The organism is Micromonospora sp. DT228 (assembly GCF_049841595.1).
In the GTDB taxonomy this organism is placed as follows: domain Bacteria; phylum Actinomycetota; class Actinomycetes; order Mycobacteriales; family Micromonosporaceae; genus Micromonospora.
Window position 1 is genome coordinate 427,742 of sequence record NZ_JBNCKO010000003.1, and the last position, 15,973, is coordinate 443,714.

The 15,973-nt window shown below is 72.1% G+C and carries 12 protein-coding genes; 10 read left to right on the top strand and 2 right to left on the bottom strand.

Going from position 1 to position 15,973, the window contains the following annotated elements; genetic code table 11:
* The first annotated feature begins 286 nt into the window (after positions 1 to 286).
* The 4 genes from ACLQ29_RS08770 (at position 287) to topA (ending at position 7,215) form a co-directional block, all read left to right on the top strand.
* Positions 287 to 2,647: a sodium-translocating pyrophosphatase gene (locus ACLQ29_RS08770; protein ID WP_425771112.1), complete on the top strand. Its 2,361-nt coding sequence runs from the start codon at positions 287 to 289 to the stop codon at positions 2,645 to 2,647.
* Between the two features lie 102 nt (positions 2,648 to 2,749).
* Positions 2,750 to 3,292, top strand: a complete 543-nt coding sequence (locus tag ACLQ29_RS08775) for a hypothetical protein (RefSeq protein ID WP_425771113.1) — start codon at positions 2,750 to 2,752, stop codon at positions 3,290 to 3,292.
* Positions 3,283 to 4,008, top strand: coding sequence for a hypothetical protein (locus ACLQ29_RS08780; protein ID WP_425771114.1), 726 nt, complete (start codon positions 3,283 to 3,285; stop codon positions 4,006 to 4,008). The genes ACLQ29_RS08775 and ACLQ29_RS08780 overlap by 10 nt, the downstream gene beginning before the upstream one ends.
* A gap of 363 nt (positions 4,009 to 4,371) precedes the next feature.
* Positions 4,372 to 7,215 (top strand): type I DNA topoisomerase, encoded by a 2,844-nt coding sequence (topA, locus tag ACLQ29_RS08785; RefSeq protein WP_425771115.1) that lies wholly within the window; start codon positions 4,372 to 4,374, stop codon positions 7,213 to 7,215.
* A 78-nt stretch (positions 7,216 to 7,293) separates the two neighbouring features.
* Here topA and ACLQ29_RS08790 read toward each other — a convergent pair whose 3' ends face one another.
* Complete coding sequence (locus ACLQ29_RS08790; protein ID WP_425771116.1) at positions 7,294 to 8,610, bottom strand: D-arabinono-1,4-lactone oxidase; 1,317 nt, start codon at positions 8,608 to 8,610, stop codon at positions 7,294 to 7,296.
* Positions 8,611 to 8,836: 226 nt separating this feature from the next.
* Between ACLQ29_RS08790 and ACLQ29_RS08795 the strand changes: the two genes are divergently transcribed.
* Positions 8,837 to 9,439, top strand: coding sequence for a TetR family transcriptional regulator (locus ACLQ29_RS08795; protein WP_425771255.1), 603 nt, complete (start codon positions 8,837 to 8,839; stop codon positions 9,437 to 9,439).
* 13 nt (positions 9,440 to 9,452) lie between these two features.
* On the opposite strand, the gene ACLQ29_RS08800 is transcribed toward ACLQ29_RS08795, so the two are convergent.
* Positions 9,453 to 10,658 (bottom strand): amino acid deaminase/aldolase, encoded by a 1,206-nt coding sequence (locus ACLQ29_RS08800; protein WP_425771117.1) that lies wholly within the window; start codon positions 10,656 to 10,658, stop codon positions 9,453 to 9,455.
* A 316-nt stretch (positions 10,659 to 10,974) separates the two neighbouring features.
* On the opposite strand from ACLQ29_RS08800, the gene tmk reads away from it, so the two are divergent.
* The 5 genes from tmk to ACLQ29_RS08825 all read left to right on the top strand — a co-directional run bounded on the left by tmk (position 10,975) and on the right by ACLQ29_RS08825 (position 15,766).
* Complete coding sequence (gene tmk, locus ACLQ29_RS08805) at positions 10,975 to 13,065, top strand: dTMP kinase (protein ID WP_425771256.1); 2,091 nt, start codon at positions 10,975 to 10,977, stop codon at positions 13,063 to 13,065.
* Positions 13,065 to 14,327, top strand: coding sequence for a DNA polymerase III subunit delta' (locus ACLQ29_RS08810; RefSeq protein WP_425771118.1), 1,263 nt, complete (start codon positions 13,065 to 13,067; stop codon positions 14,325 to 14,327). Before tmk ends, ACLQ29_RS08810 begins: the two co-directional genes overlap by 1 nt.
* 122 nt (positions 14,328 to 14,449) lie before the next feature.
* On the top strand, positions 14,450 to 14,779 hold the full coding sequence (locus tag ACLQ29_RS08815; protein WP_355027350.1) for a YbaB/EbfC family nucleoid-associated protein: 330 nt from the start codon (positions 14,450 to 14,452) through the stop codon (positions 14,777 to 14,779).
* A gap of 1 nt (position 14,780) precedes the next feature.
* Positions 14,781 to 15,086 (top strand): hypothetical protein, encoded by a 306-nt coding sequence (locus ACLQ29_RS08820; RefSeq protein WP_393365711.1) that lies wholly within the window; start codon positions 14,781 to 14,783, stop codon positions 15,084 to 15,086.
* Positions 15,086 to 15,766, top strand: coding sequence for a hypothetical protein (locus ACLQ29_RS08825; protein ID WP_425771119.1), 681 nt, complete (start codon positions 15,086 to 15,088; stop codon positions 15,764 to 15,766). Before ACLQ29_RS08820 ends, ACLQ29_RS08825 begins: the two co-directional genes overlap by 1 nt.
* Positions 15,767 to 15,973: the final 207 nt, after the last annotated feature.

A 15,973-nucleotide genomic window follows, 5' to 3' on the forward strand; every position in this document is an offset into this window, starting at 1 on the left:
GGGGTGCGGCCCTTTTTTGTTTCATGGACCGTGCCCTATATCAGATTTCGATTCATAACACAGCGACGGAGATCATCGCGACACGGTGGCACCTGCGTGTGACCTCCGACACTGCGGAGGGCTACAGTACCCGGGTTGTCAGCAAGCGATCCATCCCGCAGCCAGCGGGTATGGGTGGTCATCGCTGGTCCGCCGGGGTTGGCGCTCGCTTGCGAAATCCGCATCCAGGCGTCGGTCGGTGCGTCTCCACTCACCGGCGCGATTGTTCGGTAACAGGAGGACACAGATGTCCGAGACCTTGGCCGCCGACGGCGGCGGGCTTTCCCTTACCGGAAGCAATGTCACATACGTCGTCATCGCCGCGGTGATCGCGCTTGTGGCGCTCGCCTTCGCCGCCGCCCTTACCAAGACGGTGCTCGCCGCCGGCAAGGGCACCACAAACATGCAGGAGATCTCGGCGGCGGTCCAGGAGGGCGCCTCGGCCTACCTGCTCCGCCAGTTCCGTACCCTGGCGATTTTCGTCGTCATTGCCGTGGTGCTGCTCTTCCTGCTGCCGGTGCACGACACCGACGGCAGCGAGGTCGCGGTGAAGATCGGCCGCTCGGCCTTCTTCGTGGTGGGCGCCCTGTTCAGCGCGTTCATCGGCGGCGCGGGCATGTGGTTGGCCACCCGCGCCAACCTGCGCGTCGCCGCCGCCGCGAGGGAGCGCGAAGGTGGCCGCGAGGCGGCCATGAAGATCGCCTTCCGCACCGGTGGTGTGGTCGGCTTCCTCACCGTCGGCCTCGGCCTCTTCGGCGCCGCGCTCGTCGTCCTGGTCTACCGGGGTGACGCGCCGACCGTGCTGGAGGGCTTCGGCTTCGGCGCCGCGCTGCTCGCGATGTTCATGCGGGTCGGCGGCGGCATCTTCACCAAGGCCGCCGACGTCGGCGCCGACCTGGTCGGCAAGGTCGAGCAGGGCATCCCCGAGGACGACCCGCGTAACGCCGCCACCATCGCCGACAACGTGGGCGACAACGTCGGCGACTGCGCCGGCATGGCCGCGGACCTGTTCGAGTCGTACGCGGTGACGCTCGTCGCCGCGCTGATCCTCGGCCGCGCCGCGTTCGGCGAGGAGGGCCTGGTCTTCCCGCTGATCATCTCCACCATCGGCGTCCTGGTCGCGATCGTCGGAGTCTTCATCACCCGGCTGCGCGCCTCCGACCGCAACGCGCTGACCGCGATCAACCGGGCCTTCTACATCTCGGCGGTGCTGTCCGCCGTGCTGGTGGCGATCGCCGCCTACGCCTACCTGCCGGCGACCTTCGGCGAGTTCGACGCCGGCCTCACCGACGCCGGCGGCAACCCGCGGTTCGTGGCCATCGGCGCGGTGGTGATCGGCATCGTGCTGGCCGCCGCGATCCAGGCCCTGACCGGCTACTTCACCGAGACCAACAGGCGTCCGGTGCAGGACATCGGCAAGAGCTCGCAGACCGGTGCGGCGACCGTCATCCTGGCCGGCATCAGCATCGGTCTGGAGTCGGCGGTCTACTCGGCGCTGCTCATCGGCGCCGGCGTCTTCGGCGCGTTCCTGCTCGGCGGCAGCTCCATCACGCTGTCGCTGTTCGCGGTGGCGCTGGCCGGCACCGGCCTGCTCACCACTGTCGGCGTCATCGTCGCGATGGACACCTTCGGGCCGATCTCCGACAACGCCCAGGGCATCGCGGAGATGTCCGGCGACATCGACGAGCACGGCGCCCGGACGCTCACCGAGCTGGACGCCGTCGGCAACACCACGAAGGCGATCACCAAGGGCATCGCGATCGCCACGGCGGTGCTCGCCGCGACCGCGCTGTTCGGCTCGTACACCGACTCGCTGAAGGCCGCGTACGCGGACGCGGGCGTGGGCGACGTCGGGTTGGAGATCCTCAACTCGCTGAACGTGGCCAACCCGCGCAACCTGGTCGGCCTGATCATCGGTGCGGCGGTCGTCTTCCTCTTCTCCGGGCTGGCCATCAACGCGGTGTCCCGTTCGGCCGGCGCCGTCGTGATGGAGGTCCGCCGGCAGTTCCGTGAGCTGCCCGGCATCATGGACCGCACCCAGCGCCCGGAGTACGGCAAGGTCGTCGACATCTGCACCCGGGACGCGCAGCGCGAGCTGATGACCCCCGGTCTGCTGGCCATCCTGGCGCCGATCGCGGTCGGCTTCGGCCTCGGGCCCGGCGCGCTCGCCGCGTACCTGGCCGGGGCGATCGGGGCGGGCACCCTGATGGCGGTCTTCCTGGCCAACTCCGGTGGCGCGTGGGACAACGCCAAGAAGCTGGTCGAGGACGGCGCGTACGGCGGCAAGGGCTCCGAGTCGCACGCCGCGACTGTCATCGGTGACACCGTCGGCGACCCGTTCAAGGACACCGCCGGCCCGGCGATCAATCCGCTGATCAAGGTGATGAACCTGGTCTCGCTGCTGATCGCGCCCGCCGTGGTGGCGTACAGCGTCGGTGACGACCGCAACGTCGGCCTGCGGGTCGGCATCGCGCTCGTCGCGACGCTGATCATCGTGGCGTCGGTGGTGTTCAGCAAGCGTAAGGGCATCGCGATGTCCGACTCCGACGCTGATGGCAGCACCGGCGCGGGCAGCACCGACCACCGGCCGGAGACGATCAACGCCTGATCCGGCACCGGCACGGGGTCCCCGGTCGACGTCCGCGTCGACCGGGGACCCCGGCCGTCCGGCCCGGTGCCACACCTACCCAAAGGCCGTACGCTGCAACGCATGCGTACGTGCCAGGCGTCTGCCGCCGGAAAGCTCACGGTGGTCCTGGCCACGATCGTCGTCGTCCTCGCCGGCTGCGGCGGCGGCCCCAGCCCCCGGGCCTGGGCGGCGTCGGTCTGCGGCGCGCTCACCCCGTGGCGCTCCGAGATCAGCAAGCTGACCAGTAGTACTGACGAGCAGATGACCGCGCAGACCACGCCGGCGCAGGCCAAGGAGAACCTGGTGCGGCTCTTCGGTGGGGCGGAGCAGGCAAGTGAGGCCGCGCGCCGCAAGGTGGAGCGGGCAGGCATCCCGGAGACCGACAACGGCGAGGCCATCTCCGCCGGTTTCCGCAGCTCACTCGGGAAGATGCGGGACGCCTACGGCCGCGCCCGGGACACCATCGACGGGTTGGGCACCGGCGAGCCGACAGCCTTCTACGACGGCGTGCGGGCCGCCGTGGCGACCCTCAACACGGAGTACGACGCCAGCGCGCTGGACACCAGCAAGCTCAACTCCGAGGAGCTGAAAAAAGCCTTCGACGAGGTGCCGGAGTGTCGCTGAGTGGGCTCGACGACACCGCGGCGGAGCCATCGGCGCTGTTCCCCGCCCCCGAGTCCGACGCGCCCGCACCGGCGCGGCGGCGCGGCGGCCCAGCTCAGCCCTCCCCGCCGAGACGGGAGCCGAGCCAGGGCGCCGAGGCGGATCGGCAACTTGTCTTCTTCGGCGCGGACGCGGCCGAGCCGACGGTCGCCGACCTGGCCGGGCTGCTCGCCGGGCCGGGCGAGGTGGTCCGCATGGGCGGCACCGCCCGGCTCTCGGTGCAGGTGGACGCCGCCTGGCGGGTGCACGTGCTCGTCGCCGAACTGGCGTCGCGGGGGCTGGCGGCGAGCTGGGAGCCGACCGAGGGCGAGCGACACGCCGTGCGGACGTCGTACACCCGGGTCTTGAAGCCGCTCGCGGCCGCCTGGCTGCACGGTACGGCGAAACGCCCGCCGGCCACCTTCCACCTGACCGGCCGGCGGCTGCGGCTGTGGCTCGCCGCCGCCGGGACGCCGGAGCCGCCCGGCGGCTTCCTGTTGCGGCTCGGCGCGGACGACCGGGAGTGCTGGGAGCCGATCGGGGTCGCGCTCGCCGCGGCCGGGCTGGCCGGCACGCTGCTCAGCCCAGCGGAGGGCGATCCGGCGTACCAGATCACCGGCCGCCGCCGGCTGGCCCGGCTCGCCGAACTGGTCGGCCGCCCGCCCCGGGCTGCGCCGGCCGGCGCCTGGCCAACCTGACCCCGACCCTTCACCACGGTCGGGCGGTGATCCGCGGCGCGGCGGCTGTCTGTCCGGTGGTGGACAGCTCGCGGGGACATCAGGGCGGAAAACGGGCGGGTTGGCGCCTGGTTGTGGGCCCGCCATCGTCACAGTGACCCTCTTCGAGCCCTGCCCACGGTGTACGGTGGCGCCGTCCGGCAGTGCCGAGCGCGGCGGGGCGAGAGTTGACCGTCGCGCGGTGGCGGTTTGCCGCCCGCGAAACCCGAAACGCTTGCGGCGCGTTACGTTGGACATCCGGACCGCCGGTGTGACGGCGGGGTCGAAGGCGGTCGCTGTCCGGGCGCCGGCAGGCCACGAGCAGGAGTGAGGTCGGGGAGAGACGTGCCAAGCGAAGCTGGAACCACCCGTCTGGTCATCGTCGAGTCACCGGCGAAGGCCAAGACGATCTCGGGCTACCTCGGCCCGGGGTACGTCGTGGAGGCCAGCTTCGGTCACGTCCGCGACCTGCCGCGCAACGCCGCCGACGTGCCGGCCAAATACAAGAAGGAGCCCTGGGCCCGGCTCGGGGTGGACGTGGACAACGGCTTCCACGCGCTCTACGTCGTCTCCGCCGACCGCAAGCAGCAGATCAGCAAGCTGATGAAGCTGGCCAAGGAGGTCGACGAGATCCTCCTGGCGACGGATGAGGACCGCGAGGGCGAGGCGATCGCCTGGCACCTGGTCGAGACGCTCAAGCCCAAGGTCCCGGTCAAGCGGATGGTCTTCCACGAGATCACCAAGCCGGCGATCCAGGCGGCCGTGGCCAACCCCCGGGAGATCGACCGCGATCTGGTCGACGCCCAGGAGGCGCGGCGGATCCTCGACCGGCTCTACGGCTACGAGGTCTCCCCGGTGCTGTGGAAGAAGGTCATGCCGAGGCTCTCGGCCGGCCGGGTGCAGTCCGTGGCGACCCGCATCGTGGTCGAGCGGGAGCGGCAGCGGATGGCCTTCCGCACCGCCGAATACTGGGACATCCTGGCCACCCTCGCCGTGACGAACGCCAGCGAGGGCCCGCGCGCGTTCAACGCCACCCTGATCGCCCTGAACGGCGACCGGATCGCCACCGGTAAGGACTTCGAGCCGACCACCGGTCGGGTGAAGCCCGGCGCCGGGGTCGTCCACCTCGACGAGAGCGGTGCCCGGGGTCTCGCGGCCCGACTCGACGGGCGGCCGTTCACCGTCACCCGGGTCGAGGAGAAGCCCTACCGTCGCCGCCCGTACGCGCCGTTCATCACGTCGACCCTCCAGCAGGAGGCGGCCCGCAAGCTGCGCCTGTCCTCGCAGCAGACGATGCGCACCGCGCAGCGTCTCTACGAGAACGGCTACATCACCTATATGCGTACCGACTCGGTCAACCTGTCGGAGACCGCCATCTCGGCGGCCCGTCGGCAGATCGTCGAGTTGTACGGCGAGCGCAGCGTTCCGCCGGAGCCGCGCCGCTACACCGGCAAGGTGAAGAACGCGCAGGAGGCGCACGAGGCGATCCGCCCGGCGGGGGACAACTTCCGCACCCCGGGCGAGGTGGCCAAGGAGCTGTCCGCCGAGGAGTTCAAGCTCTACGAGCTGATCTGGCGGCGGACCATCGCCTCGCAGATGACCGACGCGGTCGGCTCCAGCGTGTCGGTGCGCATCCGGGCGGTCTCCACCTCGCAGGAGGAGGCCGACTTCGGCGCGACCGGCAAGACGATCACGGACCCGGGCTTCCTGCGGGCGTACGTGGAGTCCAGCGACGACGAGAACGCCGAGGCCGAGGACGCCGAGCGGCGGCTGCCCACCCTGGTCAAGGACCAGCCGCTGACCGCCGACGAGCTGGCCGCGCAGGGCCACCACACCCAGCCGCCGTCGCGCTACACCGAAGCGTCGCTGGTGAAGGCCCTGGAAGAGCTGGGCATCGGCCGTCCGTCCACCTACGCGTCGATCATGCAGACGATCCAGGACCGGGGGTACGTCACCAAGCGCGGGCAGGCGATGATCCCGACCTTCCTGGCGTTCGCGGTGATCGGGCTGATGGAGCGGCACTACCCGCGCCTGATCGACTACGACTTCACCGCCACGATGGAAAACGAGCTGGACGAGATCGCCGGCGGTGACCACGCCGCCGTCGACTTCCTCACCGCGTTCTACTTCGGCAGCTCCAACGGCGCCGGTGACCAGGACATCGCCCGTTCCGGTGGGCTGAAGAAGCTGGTCACCGAGAACCTGAGCGACATCGACGCCCGCAGCGTCAACTCCATCCCGCTCTTCACCGACGACGAGGGCCGCGAGGTCGTCGTCCGGGTCGGCCGGTACGGGCCGTACCTGCAACGGGAGCTGCCCGGCGGCGAACAGCCGGCGGCGGCCGCCTCGGGTGAGGGCGAGGAGGGCGGCACCCAGGGCGACCGGGCGCCGATCCCGGAGGGCCTGGCCCCGGACGAGCTGACCCCGGAGAAGGTGCACGAGCTGTACCTCGGCGGCAGCGGCGAGCGCAAGCTCGGCGACGACCCGGCGACCGGCGAGCCGATCGTGCTCAAGTCCGGCCGGTTCGGCCCGTACGTGTCCAGCGGTGAGCGGAAGTCCTCGCTGCTGCGGACGCAGACCCCGGACTCCCTCACCCTGGAGGAGGCGCTCAAGCTGCTCAGCCTGCCCCGGCTGGTCGGTGTGGCGCCGGACGGCGTCGAGGTCTTCGCCAACAACGGCCGCTACGGCCCGTACGTGAAGCGGGGCGAGGAGTTCCGCTCGCTGGAGTCCGAGGACCAGATGTTCACGGTGGGCCTGGACGAGGCGCTGGCGCTGCTGGCCGCACCGAAGGCCCGTGGACGGCGGGCGGCTGCGCCGCCGCTGCGCGAGATGGGCGTGGACCCGGCCACCGAGAAGCCGCTGGTGATCAAGGACGGTCGGTTCGGCCCGTACGTCACCGACGGCGAGGTCAACGCGTCGCTGCGGCGCGCGCAGACCCCGGAGGCGCTGACCATCGAGGAAGCGTCCGAGATGCTTGCGGAGAAGCGGGCGAAGGGTCCGGCGCCGCGGAAGAAGGCGGCGGCGAAGAAGGCCCCCGCGAAGAAGGCCACGGCGGCGAAGAAGACGGCAGCGGCCAGCAAGTCCACGGCCGCGAAGAAGGCCACGACGGCCAAGGCTGGCACCGCCGCAGCGAAGAAGACCCCGGCCAAGAAGGCAACCCCCCGCAAGGCCGCGTCCAGCACGGAGTGACAGTGGTCCGCGAGATCTTGGAAGGAATGTGCCCCTCCCGGGGCGCTTTCCTGCCAAGATCTCTGGCCCGGGGTTTCGTCAGGCGCCGAGGACGTGGGTTAGGTGGGGGTTGGTGAAGACGCGGTCGGGGTCGAGGCGGTCGCGGATGACCTGGAAGTCGGTGAAGCGGGGGTAGGCCGTGGCCAGCGAGGCGGCGTCGCGATAGTGCAGTTTGCCCCAGTGTGGGCGGCCACCCAGTCCGGCGGCCACTTTCTCGAAGGCCCGGAAGTACGGCTCGTAGGGCATCCCGACGTACTGGTGCACGGCGATGTAGGCGTTGTCCCGCCCGTAGCCGTGCGAGAGCCAGATGTCGTCGGCGGCGGTGAAGCGCACCTCCACCGGGAAGAGCACCTTGAACGGCAGGCCGTCCACGATCCGCTGGAGCGCGGCGAGCGCCTCGGGTAGCGCCTCGCGGGGCAGGCCGTACTCCATCTCCAGGAAGCGGACCCGGCGCGGGGTGCAGAAGACCCGGTCGGAGCGGCCCGTGTACTGGCGTTCGGTGAGGGCGCGGGCGGAGACCGCGCTGATGCCCGGGGCGAGGGCGGGCACGGCCCGGCCGAGTCGGCAGGCGCCGGCGAAGACCCTGTTGGCCAGGAAGTCGTCGTCCAGCCAGCCGCGCCAGCGGGGCAGCGGCCGGTCGTTCGCCGGTACCCGGTCGTTGGTCTTGACCTGCACCCGCGAGGTGTAGGGGAACCAGTAGAACTCGACGTGGTCGTGTGCGCCGATCAGCGCGGGCAGGTCGCCGAGGACGTCGGCCAGTTCGGCGGGACGTTCGTGGGCGTGCAGCACGAAGGCGTCCACGCAGCGCAGGGTCACCTCGACCAGGACGCCGACCGCGCCGAGTGACACCCGGGCGGCGGCGAGCACGTCGGGATTGTCGTCGGCCGAGCAGCGCAGCACCTCGCCGGTGCCGGTGACCAGGGTGATCGCCTCGACGAAGGTGGACAGACACCCGTAGCCGGCTCCGGTACCGTGGGTGCCCGTGGAGATCGCCCCGGCCACCGTCTGCGCGTCGATGTCGCCGAGGTTGGGCAGCGCGAGGCCGTGGCGGGCGAGCAGGCTGTTGAGCGCGTGCAGGGTCATTCCCGCCGGCACGGTGACCAGCCGGTTCGCGACGTCGACGCTGACCGTGGTGTCCAACTCGGACAGGTCCATCCGGCGGTCGTCGGCGAGCGCGACGGCGGTGAACGAGTGGCCGCTGCCGGTCACCCGGATCCGGGCGCCGTCGGCTGCGGCCGACCGGACGGCTTCTACGACATCTGTCGGCGAGCCGGGGCGCAGGATCGCGGTGGCGCTGCCACGCTGGTTGCCGGCCCAGTTGGACCATCCAGCGGCGAGCGGTGCGGTGACGACCATGCGCACTCCTCATTCATGAATATGAAGTGACTTCATATCAGGAACGTTGTGCCTGGTAAATACCGCAATTGCGATCCGCTCGTTGTACCGGTAGTCACGGACTCGTGACGTGGAGATATGTTCATCCGTCGAAGGGGGGTGGCGCCGAGTGTCCACACCAGCCGCCACGACCGGGCCGCTGCGCCGCGTTCCGGTGCAGGGTCGAAGTGTCGCGCGGGTCCAGCGCATGTTGGATGCCTGCGCCGAGCTCGTCGACGAGGTGGGGTACGAGGGGCTGACCACGACCCTGCTCGCCGAGCGCGCCGAAGTGGCGATCGGGTCGGTCTACCAGTTCTTCCCGGACAAACGGGCGATCGTGCAGGCGCTGACGCTGCGGACGATGGAGTCCTACCTCCAACGCCTCGACGAGCGGTTCGCCTCCGACAAGATGACCCACTGGTGGGATGGCGTCGACGCGGGGATCGACGAATACATCACGATGCACCGCACCGTCCCCGGCTTCCGTACCCTGCACTTCGGCGACGTGGTCGACCTGCACCTGCTCGACGAGCAGCGGGACAACAACGGCGTGATCGCCGACCAGTTGGCCCAGGTGCTCACCGAGCGTTTCGGGCTCACCGACGTGCCGAAGCTCCGTTTCGTCCTGGAGATCGCGGTCGAGGCGGCGGACGCGCTGATCAAGCTCGCGTTCCGGCGGAAGTCCGACGGTGACGAGCGGGTGCTGCTGGAGGCGAAGGCGCTGATCCGGGAATACCTGCACCGCCAGGTCGACGGCCCGGACAGCGACCGGTCCGCGGTCGGGCAGACCGAGGCGGCCCAGCCGGCCTGAGCCGGCGTGGGCCTCAGAGGAAGGCCTGCCCCTCACCCCGGTAGGTGGGGACGGTCGCCGCGATCACGTCGCCCTCGACCAGGTGCAGCTCGTTGACCCGTTCGCACAGCTCACCAGCCTTGGCGTGGCGGAACCACACCCGGTCACCGACGCGCAGGGTGGCCGCCGCCGCGCCGGACAGCGGAGTCTGCACCTCACCGGCACCCTCGGTGCCGACCAGTTTGAGCCCGGCCGGCAGCCACGGCCGGGGCAGCCGGCTGTCGGCCGCCGGGCCGGAGGCGATCCAGCCGCCGCCGAGCACCGTGGCCAGCTCCGGCGTCGGCCGGCGGACCACCGCGCAGGCGAAGAACGCCGCCGGGGTGGGCCGCCAGGCGCGGTACGCGTCGAACAGCGTCGGCCCGTACAGGCCCGATCCCGCGGTGACCTCGGTGACCGCGGGATCGGCGCTGGTCGCGGCCACGCTGCCGGTGCCGCCGCCGTTGACGAACTCCAGGTCGGCGTGCTCGCGTACCGCGGCCACCGCCGCGCCACGGCGGGCCAGCAACTCGCGGTACGACCCACGCTGGGCCAGCCTGATCGCGCCCGCCAGCAGCGTCTGCCCCGGCGGCGCGTCGCCCAGGCCGGCGATCTGCGCCTCGTACGACATGAGCCCGACCAGCCGGAAGCCGGCCCGGTCGGCGACGGTGGCGGCGAGCGCGCCGGCCGCCCGCGCGCTGTGCACGGGCGAGCGGCGGACACCGACGTGCACCCCGCGCAGCGGTCGCCAGGAGGCGTCCAGGTCCAGGCAGAGGCGCAGTTCGGCACGTTGCCCGGGGGCGCGGACGTCGTCGATCAGGTCGAGTTGGCCGGTGCCGTCGATCATCAGAGTGATCGCGGCGGCGAGCGCCGGGTCGGCGCCGAGTTCGGCGAGTGCCGCCCGGTCCACGCTCGGGTACGCGAGCAGCACGTCGTCGCTGACGCCGGAGCGGACCAGCCAGATCGCCTCGGGGAGGGTGAACGCCATCACACCCTGCCAGCCGGGCCGGGCGAGGGCGCGACTGATCAAGTCCCGGCTGCGGACCGACTTGCTGGCCAGGCGGACCGGTTTGCCGGCGGCGCGATCGGCCAGCGCGGCCGAATTGGCGTCGAAGGCGGTGAGGTCGACCACGGCGTAGGGCGGGTCAAGGTGGGCGGTCGCCCGATCCAGGCGCTCGCGAAGTTTGTCGCTTTCGATGGCCACGTGTGCACGCTAACTGTCCGGCGGTAAATGCGAAATACCCTCGCGTACGTCCGGGCTGCGGCCGGTGCCTCCGGCGGCCTAGGCTCAGCGAGCAGGAGAATGTCATCGGTGGGGCCGCTCCCACCCGGTCTAGAGTGTTCCACCGGAGGCGCCCAGCGATGGGCCGGCACGTGGAGGTACGGCCATCGAAAGCCAGAACGACGGCGAGTCGCACGGCGTGTCGCGCTCGGGAGAGCAGTCGGAGAACGCCGCCAACCAGTCCAGCTCGGGCCAGGTCGATCCGTCCGGTTACGCGGCGATTCGCTCGGTTCTGCGGATCAGGCCGTTCCGGCGGCTCTGGATCGTGCTCGGCGCCGCCTCCTTCGGCGACTGGCTCGGCCTGCTGGCCACGTCGGTCTTCGCCGCGTCCCAGGTCCAGGGCAGCACCGCCAAGGGTGCCGCCTTCGGTGTCGTCATCGCGATCCGCCTGCTCCCCGCGCTGGTGCTCGGGCCGATCGCCGGTGTGCTGGCCGACCGGTTCGACAGGCGCTGGACGATGGTCATCTGCGACCTGCTCCGCTTCGTGCTCTTCGCCTCGATCCCGATCGTGGCGCTGGCCGGCGCCAATGGCGGCCTCGTGGTCCTGTGGGCGACCGTCGCCACCTTCCTGATCGAGTCGATCACCCTGATCTGGATCCCGGCCAAGGAGGCCGCGGTTCCCAACCTGATCCCGCGCGCCCGGCTGGAGGCGGCCAACCAGCTCACGCTGATCACCACGTACGGCCTCACCCCGATCCTCGCGGCGCTGGTGGCCGCGGCGCTCGACCGCAGCGTCCGGGCCCTCGTCCCCGGCGGTGACCTCGGCTGGGCGGAGCCCGCCCAACTCGCACTCTGGGTCAACTCCTTCTCCCGGCTGGCCACCGCCCTCGTGGTGGCGTTCGGGATCAAGGAGATCAGCCAGGCGCAACGCGGTGAGGCCGAGCGTGCCGAAAAGAGCATGTTCCGGCAGTTCGCCGAGGGCTGGAAGTACATCGGCCAGACCCGGCTCGTCCGCGGCCTGGTGCTCGGCATCTTCGGCGCGTTCGCCGGCGGCGGCATCGTGATCGGCACGGCCAAGTTCTTCGCCGCCTCGCTCGGCGCCGGCGACGCCGCCTTCTTCCTGCTCTTCGGCGCCATCTTCATCGGCCTCGCCCTCGGCATCGGCCTCGGCCCGATGGTCGTCAAGGAGATGTCCCGGCGGCGGTGGTTCGGCATGAGCATCGTGCTGGCCAGCGCCGCCGTGATGACCCTCGCCTTCGCCATCCACCTGTCCATGGCGATCGTCGGCGCGGTGCTTGTCGGTACCGGTGCCGGCATGGCCTTCCTGGCCGGCACCACCCTGCTCGGCGGCGAGATCAAGGACGAGGTGCGTGGCCGGGTCTTCGCCGTGGTGCAGATCGGCACCCGGCTGGTGCTGATCCTGGCCATCGGGCTGAGCAGCCTGCTGGTCGGCGTCGGCGGCTCCCGCAAGCTGACGATCGCCGACCTCGGCATCTCCGTCTCCTCCACCCGTCTGCTGCTGCTCGCCGCGGGTGCCGCCGGCATCTTCGCCGGCATCAGCGCCTTCGGCCAGATGGACGACAAGAAGGGCGTGCCGGTCCTCGCCGACCTGTGGGGATCCATCCGGGGTCGGCCGCTGATGCCGGCCGAGCCGTTCGTCTCCGCCGGGCTGTTCGTGGTGTTCGAGGGTGGCGAGGGCGCGGGCAAGTCCACCCAACTCACCGCGCTCGCCGAGCGGCTGCGCGGTCACGGCCGCGAGGTCGTGGTCACCCGCGAGCCAGGGGCGACAGGGGTCGGTCGACGGATCCGGTCGCTCGTGCTGGACACCTCCGGCGACGACGCGCCGTCACCACGCGCCGAGGCGCTGCTCTACGCCGCCGACCGGGCACACCACGTGGCCACCGTCGTCCGGCCCGCGCTGGTCCGCGGTGGCGTGGTGATCAGCGACAGGTACGTCGACTCGTCCCTGGCGTACCAGGGCGCCGGCCGGACGCTGCCCGTCGACGAGGTCTCCTGGCTCTCCTCCTGGGCCACCGGTGGGCTCAAGCCCGACCTGGTGGTGCTGCTGGACGTCGAGCCGAAGACCGGCCTGTCCCGGGTGGCCTCGCGCAACACCGGCACCGACCGGCTGGAGGCCGAGTCGGTCGCCTTCCACGAGCGGGTCCGGTACGCGTTCCTGGACCTCGCCGCCGCCGATCCGAAGCGCTACCTGGTGCTCGACGCGTCCCGGTCGGTCGACGAGATCAACCGGCAGGTCGTCCGCCGGGTCGAGGAGATGCTCGGCAAGCCGGGGGGCATCGTGCACCCGCGGCCGGCGCAGGGCCCGGACACCTCGGTGCAACCTGAGTTATCCGACGCGGAGTTGGTGACGATGGAGCACAAGACCTGATGCCGGACGTCTTCGCCGACCTGGTCGGTCAGGACGAGGCGGTCGTCGAGCTGCGCCGGGCCGCGGCCGCCGCGGCGGCCGTGCTGCGCGCCGGCGCGGCCGACCGGGCACCCGCGCCGCGCACCGCCGACCCGGCCGAGTCCGCCGACGCTGACGCCTCCGGCGGGGTGGACCCCTCCACCGGGATGACGCACGCCTGGATCTTCACCGGCCCGCCCGGCTCCGGCCGCTCGGTCGCCGCGCGGGCGTTCGCCGCCGCCCTGCAGTGCGTGCACGGCACCGGCTGCGGCGAGTGCCCCGGCTGCCGCACCACGATGGGCGGCACCCACGCCGACGTCCGACTCGTGGTGCCGGAGGGGCTGTCCATCGGCGTCGGTGAGATGCGCGCGCTTGTGCTCCGGGCGGCCAGCACCCCGTCCGGCGGGCGCTGGCAGGTGGTGGTCATCGAGGACGCCGACCGGCTCACCGAGGCCGCCGGCAACGCGCTGCTCAAGGCGATCGAGGAGCCACCACCGCGTACGGTCTTCCTGCTCTGCGCCCCGTCCACCCACCCGGACGACATCTCGGTGACCATCCGGTCCCGCTGTCGGGTCGTACCCCTGCGGCAGCCGCCGGCCGACGCGGTGGCCGAGGTGCTGGCCCGTCGGGACGGGATCGCGCCCGACGTGGCGCAGTGGGCGGCGGCGGCTGCGCAGGGGCACGTGGGTCGGGCCCGCCGGCTGGCCCGCGACCCGGAGGCCCGCAAACGGCGCGAGGCGGTGCTCGCGGTGCCGCGCCGGTTGACAGGCGTCGGCGCGGCGTTCGACGCGGCGTCGGCGCTGATCGAGGCGGCCGAAGCGGAAGCCGAGGCGTCGGTCACCGAGGCCGACACGACCGAGCGGGCGGCACTGGAGACCGCGCTCGGCGCGGGCGGCACCGGCCGGGGCGCGTCCGGCGCGATCCGGGGGGCCGCCGGCCAGCTCAAGGAGCTGGAGAAGCGGCAGAAGTCGCGGGCCACCCGCGCCCAGCGGGACGCGCTCGACCGAGCGCTCGTCGACCTGGCCGGCTTCTACCGGGATGCGCTCACCATGGCGCTGCGCGCGCCCGTCGCCCCGGTGCACACCGACACCGCCGCACTGGCTGGCGCCGGTGCGCAGAAATGGGACGCCGAAGGGTCGCTGCGCCGGCTGGAGGCCGTGCTCGCCTGCCGGGCGGCGATCGAGGCGAACGTCAAGCCGCGGATCGCGGTCGAGGCGATGATGCTCGCCCTCTGGAAGGGCTGACCCGCAGCTACCGGCGTTGTCCACAGGCATCGACAGGCCCGATTGTGGTGCGGTACGGTCCGGTGTGCCGTGGTGACGGTGGCGGCACGCTCAGTTATGGCTCATCCGGGAGGAGTCGGCCGATGCCACGGGGGGAGATCGACGAAGCCTGGATCGAGGAGGCGGTGCGGCGATACCGCCGGATCGAGCAGCTCCAGGCCGAGTTCGACCAGGCGGTGTCCACCGTCGAGGTGACCGTCCGGTCGCCGGACGGTCTGGTCGAGGTCGTCGTCACCGCCGGGGGGCGGATCACCCACGTCCGGTTCCTCGGCCCACTGCACACCCGCAACCCACGCGACGTCGCCGGCTCCGTGCAGGCCGCGGTCACCGCGGCCGCCGACGCCGCCGAGTGGGCGCGGGAAAAGCTGCACAACGAGACGTTCGCCGCCTACCGACCGCTCGCGGGGGCCTGAGATGGACACACTGCGCGCGCTCTCCGCCCGACTGGACGAGGCGAGCGCCACGCTCACCACAATCGCGCACACCGTCACGGCCAGCGACCCGGCTCAGGCCGCGTTCGGCGCCGACGCTCCGGGCCGCCCCGGCGAGATCGGTCGCGCGCTGCACCGGCAGTGGGTCATCGCCACCGACGAACGGGCCCGGGAGGCCCGCACCGCCGCCGGTCGGCTCGCCACCGCCGCCTCGGCGGTGCGGGAAGCCGCCGACCGCTATGCCGAGGTCGACCGGGCAGCCCGCCGCCGGCTCGCCGGGGAGCCCTGATGGACGCGCTGGACCGGCTCGCCGAACCCGGCCTCGACCTGCTGCGCCGGGTGGACCGGCTGATCGCCGCCGGCGTCGGAGAGGGGCATCGCGTCTGGCCGCTGCTGCGCCGGATGCAGGTGCTACCGGGCGACGCGGTCCGCGGCTTCCTCGACCTGCACCCCGCGCCGCTCGCCGGCGCCGGGCACGCGGTGCGCCGGCTGGTCCGGGGGTACGACGACGTCTCCGCCGCGCTCACCGACCCGGTGCTCTGGTCCGGCCCGGCCGCCACCGCGTACGGGCAACAACGGGCCGCGCTGCTGCGTCACCTCGACGAGGGGCCGGACAGCCTGGTCGGGCGACTCGAATCCACAGCCGGTTACGCCGACGCGCTCGCCGACTGGGTGGAGGGCAGCCGTCTCGCGCTGGCCCGGACGTTGGCCGACGTGCTGCGCTCGGCCGAGGCGGTGGCCGTGGTCGCCGCCACCGCCACGGGCCCGTCGACAGGCCCCGGGCCGGTCGGGCCGGGTGTGGCCGACGCGGCGGAGATCGCCGCGCGGGTGCTGGCGGTGCTCTGCGTCGCGTACGACGGCGCGGAGACGTTGCTGCGTCAGTGGGCGCCGAGCCTCGCCGAGACCGCGTGGCGACCGCCGGCGGACGGCCGGCCGCACTACGACCAACCCACCCGCGTCGGCTGGTAGCCGCTCGGACAGGCCACGGCGTCGCGCACGGGCGTCGGACCGGAGCCGGCGCCCACGGCGACGCCGTGGTCTTCCCCCTGCACCCCCGCAGGTCTGCCTTCACTCAACGCCGCCGGGGGCGTGCTTGTCTGCTGCCCGGGTCCGGATTCAACCGTCCGGGCGAGGCGCACCGGCACGACGGGCCGCCCCGCCATCGGTCGAGTCGAC